General features: G+C 60.3%; 5 protein-coding genes and 11 tRNA genes. 15 read left to right on the forward strand and 1 reads right to left on the reverse strand.

Going from position 1 to position 6277, the window contains the following annotated elements; translation table 11 throughout:
- Window positions 1–58: 58 nt before the first annotated feature.
- Window positions 59–457, reverse strand: coding sequence for a peptide-methionine (R)-S-oxide reductase MsrB (msrB, locus tag CCD76_RS11095; protein ID WP_087719581.1), 399 nt, complete (start codon window positions 455–457; stop codon window positions 59–61).
- A gap of 181 nt (window positions 458–638) precedes the next feature.
- Between msrB and CCD76_RS11100 the strand changes: the two genes are divergently transcribed.
- The 15 genes from CCD76_RS11100 to CCD76_RS11170 all read left to right on the forward strand — a co-directional run bounded on the left by CCD76_RS11100 (window position 639) and on the right by CCD76_RS11170 (window position 5768).
- Window positions 639–714: transfer RNA gene (locus CCD76_RS11100), tRNA-Glu, on the forward strand.
- Window positions 715–736: 22 nt separating this feature from the next.
- A tRNA-Gly gene (locus CCD76_RS11105) sits at window positions 737–811 on the forward strand.
- Between the two features lie 82 nt (window positions 812–893).
- Window positions 894–969 (forward strand) — tRNA-Glu (locus CCD76_RS11110).
- A 54-nt stretch (window positions 970–1023) separates the two neighbouring features.
- Window positions 1024–1098, forward strand: a tRNA-Gly gene (locus tag CCD76_RS11115).
- A gap of 82 nt (window positions 1099–1180) precedes the next feature.
- Window positions 1181–1256: transfer RNA gene (locus tag CCD76_RS11120), tRNA-Glu, on the forward strand.
- 54 nt (window positions 1257–1310) lie between these two features.
- A tRNA-Gly gene (locus tag CCD76_RS11125) sits at window positions 1311–1385 on the forward strand.
- Between the two features lie 95 nt (window positions 1386–1480).
- A tRNA-Glu gene (locus tag CCD76_RS11130) sits at window positions 1481–1556 on the forward strand.
- Between the two features lie 53 nt (window positions 1557–1609).
- Window positions 1610–1684: transfer RNA gene (locus tag CCD76_RS11135), tRNA-Gly, on the forward strand.
- Between the two features lie 95 nt (window positions 1685–1779).
- A tRNA-Glu gene (locus CCD76_RS11140) sits at window positions 1780–1855 on the forward strand.
- Between the two features lie 53 nt (window positions 1856–1908).
- Window positions 1909–1983 (forward strand) — tRNA-Gly (locus CCD76_RS11145).
- Between the two features lie 340 nt (window positions 1984–2323).
- Entirely contained in the window at window positions 2324–3307 is a 984-nt protein-coding gene (locus tag CCD76_RS11150; protein WP_087719582.1) for an ABC transporter ATP-binding protein, read from the forward strand.
- Window positions 3304–4077, forward strand: a complete 774-nt coding sequence (locus CCD76_RS11155; protein WP_087719583.1) for an ABC transporter permease — start codon at window positions 3304–3306, stop codon at window positions 4075–4077. Before CCD76_RS11150 ends, CCD76_RS11155 begins: the two co-directional genes overlap by 4 nt.
- Window positions 4074–4913 (forward strand): NADPH-dependent 7-cyano-7-deazaguanine reductase QueF, encoded by an 840-nt coding sequence (queF, locus tag CCD76_RS11160; RefSeq protein WP_087719584.1) that lies wholly within the window; start codon window positions 4074–4076, stop codon window positions 4911–4913. The genes CCD76_RS11155 and queF overlap by 4 nt, the downstream gene beginning before the upstream one ends.
- Before the next feature lie 68 nt (window positions 4914–4981).
- Complete coding sequence (locus CCD76_RS11165; protein WP_087719585.1) at window positions 4982–5542, forward strand: nitroreductase family protein; 561 nt, start codon at window positions 4982–4984, stop codon at window positions 5540–5542.
- Between the two features lie 138 nt (window positions 5543–5680).
- Window positions 5681–5768: transfer RNA gene (locus CCD76_RS11170), tRNA-Ser, on the forward strand.
- The last annotated feature ends 509 nt before the right edge of the window (window positions 5769–6277 follow it).

A 6277-nucleotide genomic window follows, 5' to 3' on the forward strand; every position in this document is an offset into this window, starting at 1 on the left:
AGCGGGCAGCCATCTTATCAGAATGGCTGCCCGCTCGGCGTGGCTCGATAGTGGGGGGTTATTCGCCCGCGTGGAACGTGATCGCCACGGAGTTGATGCAGTACCGCTGGCCGGTGGTTTCCGCCGGGCCGTCCGGGAAAACGTGGCCAAGATGCGCATCACAGCGCCGGCAGGTCACCTCGATCCGGCGCATGCCATGGCTGTCGTCCTGATGCTCCTCGACTGCTGCCGCTGCCAAGGGGCGGTCGAAGCTCGGCCAGCCGCAGTGGGCTTCGAATTTGTGCTCGTTCTCGAACAGCGGGGCGCCGCAGCAGATGCAATGATAGATGCCCTGGACCGGCTCGACCTGATAGTCGCCGGTGAAAGGCCGCTCGGTGCCTTTCTCGCGGGTGACGTGGTACTGCTCGGGAGTCAGCTGCTCGCGCCACTCGGCTTCTGTCTTCTGTACCTTGCTCATGTTCGCTCTCCTCATCGCTTTGGCACTATTCGCTTCGGCTGCGTGCCCTGCATTACAGGCCATTTGTCGGCCGCTGACCAGCCTTGATTGGGTTGTGGTGAAAATCGGTGAAATCAATCGCTTGACACCTCAAAAACGGCTCAGTAACATACGCGCCACTTCGACGGAGCCGAGACATCACGTCCCATTCGTCTAGTGGTCCAGGACACCGCCCTTTCACGGCGGTAACAGGGGTTCGAACCCCCTATGGGACGCCACTCGGTTCAAGCGAAGTACGGTGCGGGAATAGCTCAGTGGTAGAGCATCGCCTTGCCAAGGCGAGGGTCGGGAGTTCGAATCTCCTTTCCCGCTCCATTTTTTGGTAGCGTCAGATAGGCAGTATGGGTCGTGAGCCGGAACGCCGGTCCGATCGATCTCCTTTCCCGCTCCAATATGCGTCCCATTCGTCTAGTGGTCCAGGACACCGCCCTTTCACGGCGGTAACAGGGGTTCGAACCCCCTATGGGACGCCACTTTCATGATCGCCAGATCATGGCGTCGTCACCGAAAGGTGTCGGCAGCGATAAGCGGGAATAGCTCAGTGGTAGAGCATCGCCTTGCCAAGGCGAGGGTCGGGAGTTCGAATCTCCTTTCCCGCTCCATTTTTTGGTAGCGTCAGATAGGCAGTATGGGTCGTGAGCCGGAACGCCGGTCCGATCGATCTCCTTTCCCGCTCCAATATGCGTCCCATTCGTCTAGTGGTCCAGGACACCGCCCTTTCACGGCGGTAACAGGGGTTCGAACCCCCTATGGGACGCCACTTTCATGATCGCCAGATCATGGCGTCGTCACCGAAAGGTGTCGGCAGCGATAAGCGGGAATAGCTCAGTGGTAGAGCATCGCCTTGCCAAGGCGAGGGTCGGGAGTTCGAATCTCCTTTCCCGCTCCATATCGTAAGCGTAGGAACGGTAGGCGAGGGTCGTGAGCTGGAACGCCAGCCCGGTCAATCTCCTTTCCCGCTCCATATCGCATCTCTTCTTTTGCGTCCCATTCGTCTAGTGGTCCAGGACACCGCCCTTTCACGGCGGTAACAGGGGTTCGAACCCCCTATGGGACGCCACTTCATGATCGCCAGGTCATGACGTCGCCGCCGGAAGGTGTCGACAGCGATAAGCGGGAATAGCTCAGTGGTAGAGCATCGCCTTGCCAAGGCGAGGGTCGGGAGTTCGAATCTCCTTTCCCGCTCCATATCGTAAGCGTAGGAACGGTAGGCGAGGGTCGTGAGCTGGAACGCCAGCCCGGTCAATCTCCTTTCCCGCTCCATATCGCATCTCTTCTTTTGCGTCCCATTCGTCTAGTGGTCCAGGACACCGCCCTTTCACGGCGGTAACAGGGGTTCGAACCCCCTATGGGACGCCACTTCATGATCGCCAGGTCATGACGTCGCCGCCGGAAGGTGTCGACAGCGATAAGCGGGAATAGCTCAGTGGTAGAGCATCGCCTTGCCAAGGCGAGGGTCGGGAGTTCGAATCTCCTTTCCCGCTCCATATCGTAAGCGTAGGAACGGTAGGCGAGGGTCGTGAGCTGGAACGCCAGCCCGGTCAATCTCCTTTCCCGCTCCAAATTACGTCCCATTCGTCTAGTGGTCCAGGACACTGCCCTTTCACGGCGGTAACAGGGGTTCGAACCCCGGACGCCACTCTCTTCGGTTTCTCTAGGATCAGGCTGGCGACAGTGCGGCGTAGTCGGAATTTTCGCGTTGTTCTTATCGGGCCATCCATTCGTCTGCTAAAGATTGAACCCGGCGGGACTGCCCCCATATTGGCTGGCACCTCGTATCGCTTGATGTTGCGAACCTTGATTTCATAAACATGGCAGGAAACCCTGATGGCAGAACCGGCACTGTCCATCCGCGGGCTGACCAAAGTCTACGGTAATGGTTTTGAGGCCCTGAAGGGCATCGATCTCGATGTCGCTCAGGGCGATTTTTTTGCATTGCTTGGCCCCAACGGGGCAGGCAAATCCACCACGCTCGGCATCGTCTGCTCGCTCGTTCAGAAAACGGCGGGGCAGGTGAAGATCCTCGGCATCGATATCGACCAGGACTTCGCCAAGGCCAAATACGCCCTTGGGGTGGTGCCGCAGGAGTTCAATTTCAGCCAGTTCGAGAAGGTCGAGGACATCATCCTCACCCAGGCCGGCTACTATGGCATGCCGATGAAGGAAGCCAGGCCGCGCTGCGAACGCCTGCTCAAGGATCTTGGCCTGTGGGACAAGCGCAACGGCGCCGCCCGCATGCTCTCCGGCGGCATGAAGCGCCGGCTGATGATCGCCCGCGCGCTGATCCATCGTCCGCGCCTGCTGATTCTCGACGAGCCCACCGCCGGCGTGGATATCGAACTGCGTCGCAGCATGTGGGAATACATGCGACGGATCAACGAGGAAGAGGGCACCTCGATCATCCTGACCACGCACTATCTCGAAGAAGCCGAGAGCCTGTGTCGCAACATCGCGATCATCAATCGCGGCGAGATCATCAAGAACACCTCGATGCGGGGTTTACTGACCGAGCTGGATACCGAAACCTTTCTGCTCGACCTTGCCGAGCCGCTGGAAACGGCACCGCTGGTCAAAGGCTTCGAGATCGAGCGGGTCGACTCGCACCAGTTGGCGCTGTCGGTACGGAAGGGTACCGATCTCAACGACGCCTTCCAGCAACTGACGGAGCAGGGCGTACGCGTGCTCTCGATGCGTAACCGCGCCAATCGGCTGGAAGAACTGTTCGTGTCGATGACCTCGCAGCCGGAGGCCGCGACCGGTATCGACAAGCAACCCGAGACATCCCCACAGGCCAAGGAGACGGCGTCTTGAATACCCGGCAACTGCTGATTTCTCTCTGGACCATGGTGGTCAAGGAAGTACGCCGTTTCCTGCGGATCTGGCCGCAGACGCTGGTGCCGCCCTCCATCACCATGACGATGTACTTCATCATCTTCGGCAACCTGATCGGCTCCCGTGTCGGCGAGATGCACGGCATCTCGTACATGTCCTACATCGTGCCGGGGCTGATCATGATGTCCGTGATCACCAACAGCTACTCCAACGTGGCCTCGTCGTTCTTCTCCAACAAGTTCCAGCGCAGCGTGGAAGAGATGATGGTCTCGCCGATGCCCAACTGGGTCATCCTGGCCGGGTTCGTCATCGGCGGGGCGGCGCGCGGGCTCGGCGTGGGGCTGATCGTGACGGTGGTGTCGCTGTTCTTTACCCATCTCGACCTTCACCATCCGCTGCTGACCCTGATGGTGGTGATCATGACCGCCTTGCTGTTCTCGATCGGCGGTTTCGTCAACGCCCTGCTGGCGAAGAAGTTCGACGACATTTCGATCATTCCGATCTTCGTGCTGACACCGCTGACCTACCTGGGCGGCGTGTTCTACTCGATCGATCTGCTGCCGGAGTTCTGGCAGAACGTGACGATGATCAACCCGATCCTCTACATGGTGAACGCCTTCCGCTACGGCATTCTCGGTATCTCCGACATTCCCGTCGGCGGCGCGCTGGTCGCCATTGCCATCTTCATCGTCGCGTTCTGGTTCCTGGCGCTGTGGATGCTCAATCGCGGCAAGGGGATTCGCTCATGAACCAGGATCGACCGCAGACCCTGGTCGACGCACCGCTCGGGGAAGTCTCCAGCTATCCCGAGCGCTACGACGCCTCGCTGCTGTTTCCCATCGAGCGCGCGGCCAACCGTGCGCCGCTGGGCATCGAGGCATCGTCGCTGCCCTTCGTGGGTGGCGACGAGTGGTGGGCGTTCGAACTCTCCTGGCTCGATCTGCGCGGCAAGCCGGTCGTGGCCGTCGCGCGCTTCCGGTTGCCGGCAGACTCGCCCCGGCTGATCGAATCCAAGTCCTGGAAGCTCTACCTCAACAGCTTCAACCAGACGACGTTCGCCGACCGCGAGGCGGTGATCGAATTCCTGCAGCGGGACCTGAGCGCGGCCGCCGGAGCGCCGGTCACCGTGGAGCTGTTTGGTGTCGATGACGCCGCGCTGGCGCCCCGGCCGACGGCTGGGGAGTGCATCGACGAGATCGAAGTCGATATCGACCGCTACACGCCGTCACCGGCGCTGCTTGCCTGCGACGAGGGCGATGTCGTCGAGGAGACGCTGCATTCCCACCTGCTCAAATCCAACTGCCCGGTCACCGGCCAGCCGGATTGGGGAAGCGTGCTGATCGCCTACCGTGGCCCGCGGCTCGACCGCGCCGCCCTGTTGCGATACATCGTCTCCTATCGCCAGCATCAGGACTTCCACGAGCACTGCGTCGAGCACATCTTCGTCGACCTGATGGCGCGCTGCCGCCCGCAGGCGCTGCTGGTGATGGCACGCTACGTGCGTCGCGGCGGGCTGGATATCAACCCGTGGCGTGCCACGCCGGGTTGGGCGCCGGAGCTGCCCGCACGGCTGCTGCGGCAGTGACGCTTTTGACGTAGAGTCAGGCGACCAGGCATTGAGTCTCATTACCGGTATCGTCGAAGGAGCTACACATGGATGCCATGACACTGCTGCACGAGCGCCGCTCGATGGGCAAGTTGGCCGGTCCGGCACCGACCGCCGAGCAGCTGGACGCGCTCTATCGCGCGGCGTTGCGGGCGCCGGATCACAAGGAAATGACGCCATATCGATTCATCGAGATCAGCGGGGAAGGGCTCGATAGGCTGGGTGAACTCTTCGCCCAGTCCGATTACCAGGCCAACCCGCATATCGACGACGGTAGCCTCGACGCCGCCCGCAAGAAGCCCAAGCGCGCCCCCATGATCATCGCCGTGATCGCCAGAATCACCCCCGATCTGCCCAAGGTACCGCCGGTAGAGCAGATCATCTCGGCCGGCTGTGCCGCCCATGCCATGCTTTACGCCGCTTACGCGCAGGGACTCGGCGCCATGTGGCGCACCGGCACCTACGCGCACGACAAGACTGTATGGCGTGGTCTCGGCCTCGGCGAGCATGAAGAACTGATCGGCTACCTCTACCTGGGCCAGGCAGGAGGGCGCTACCCCAGCGCGCCAGCGCGCAATCCGGACGAATACGTGGAACGCTGGTCCTGACTCGGCGGCCTGTCGTGCACGAATAACGTAAAAGGTCGCCGGAAAAGGAAAAATGGCTTGCGATCACAGGTTTAGCTCGATACTATGTGCGCCGTTCTGAACGCAGCGGCACAGCCATTGCGAACGGAATGACAATGCGGAGGGGTGTCCGAGTGGTCGAAGGAGCACGCCTGGAAAGTGTGTAAGTCGAAAGGCTTCGAGGGTTCGAATCCCTCCCCCTCCGCCACGAATTTTGATTAAGCCGCTGATTTCAGCGGCTTTTTCTTTGTCTGTATCTTTTTGACCCACACTTTGACCCACACCTAGCACCTGGCTTCCATAGGCTCCTTCAAGACGTCCTTGGACGGCCTTTCTCCCGTGCTGTCGCTCTTCCTGCAGCTATGCCTCATCTGAGCAGTCATTTCCTAATTCAGGAATGACAGCCGTTCAGGTTTTCGGTACTGTCGTCCTAAGTTTTGTGAGCAGCCGTGAGCTTGGGAGTGGTGACATAGCGTTTCTAGCTTTCTCTTCGGATACACCCATGCAGCTGACACAGTGGGATTGGTGCTGGTTTCTCGGAGAAAAAGACGAACTGAAGCCGCAATCCGCTGCACGAGGGGATGTACCTGCTGGTGCACGGCGAGTGGCGCATCAAGCGGGTGCTGCGCGTGGCCGCCGGCGCCTGGCTTCAGATCAGCGATAACCAGCGCTATGAGAAAGAATTGATGTAACTATTCAGGTCACGCTGCCTGATCC

Source organism: Salinicola salarius (assembly GCF_002179555.1).
In the GTDB taxonomy this organism is placed as follows: Bacteria; Pseudomonadota; Gammaproteobacteria; order Pseudomonadales; family Halomonadaceae; genus Salinicola; species Salinicola salarius_A.

What these genes read in the sequence shown, in the direction of transcription:
- msrB (WP_087719581.1), bottom strand. Translation starts at nt 457, where the DNA reads ATGAGCAAGGTACAGAAGACAGAAGCCGAGTGGCGCGAGCAGCTGACT.
- CCD76_RS11150 (WP_087719582.1), top strand. Translation starts at nt 2,324, where the DNA reads ATGGCAGAACCGGCACTGTCCATCCGCGGGCTGACCAAAGTCTACGGT.
- queF (WP_087719584.1), top strand. Translation starts at nt 4,074, where the DNA reads ATGAACCAGGATCGACCGCAGACCCTGGTCGACGCACCGCTCGGGGAA.
- CCD76_RS11165 (WP_087719585.1), top strand. Translation starts at nt 4,982, where the DNA reads ATGGATGCCATGACACTGCTGCACGAGCGCCGCTCGATGGGCAAGTTG.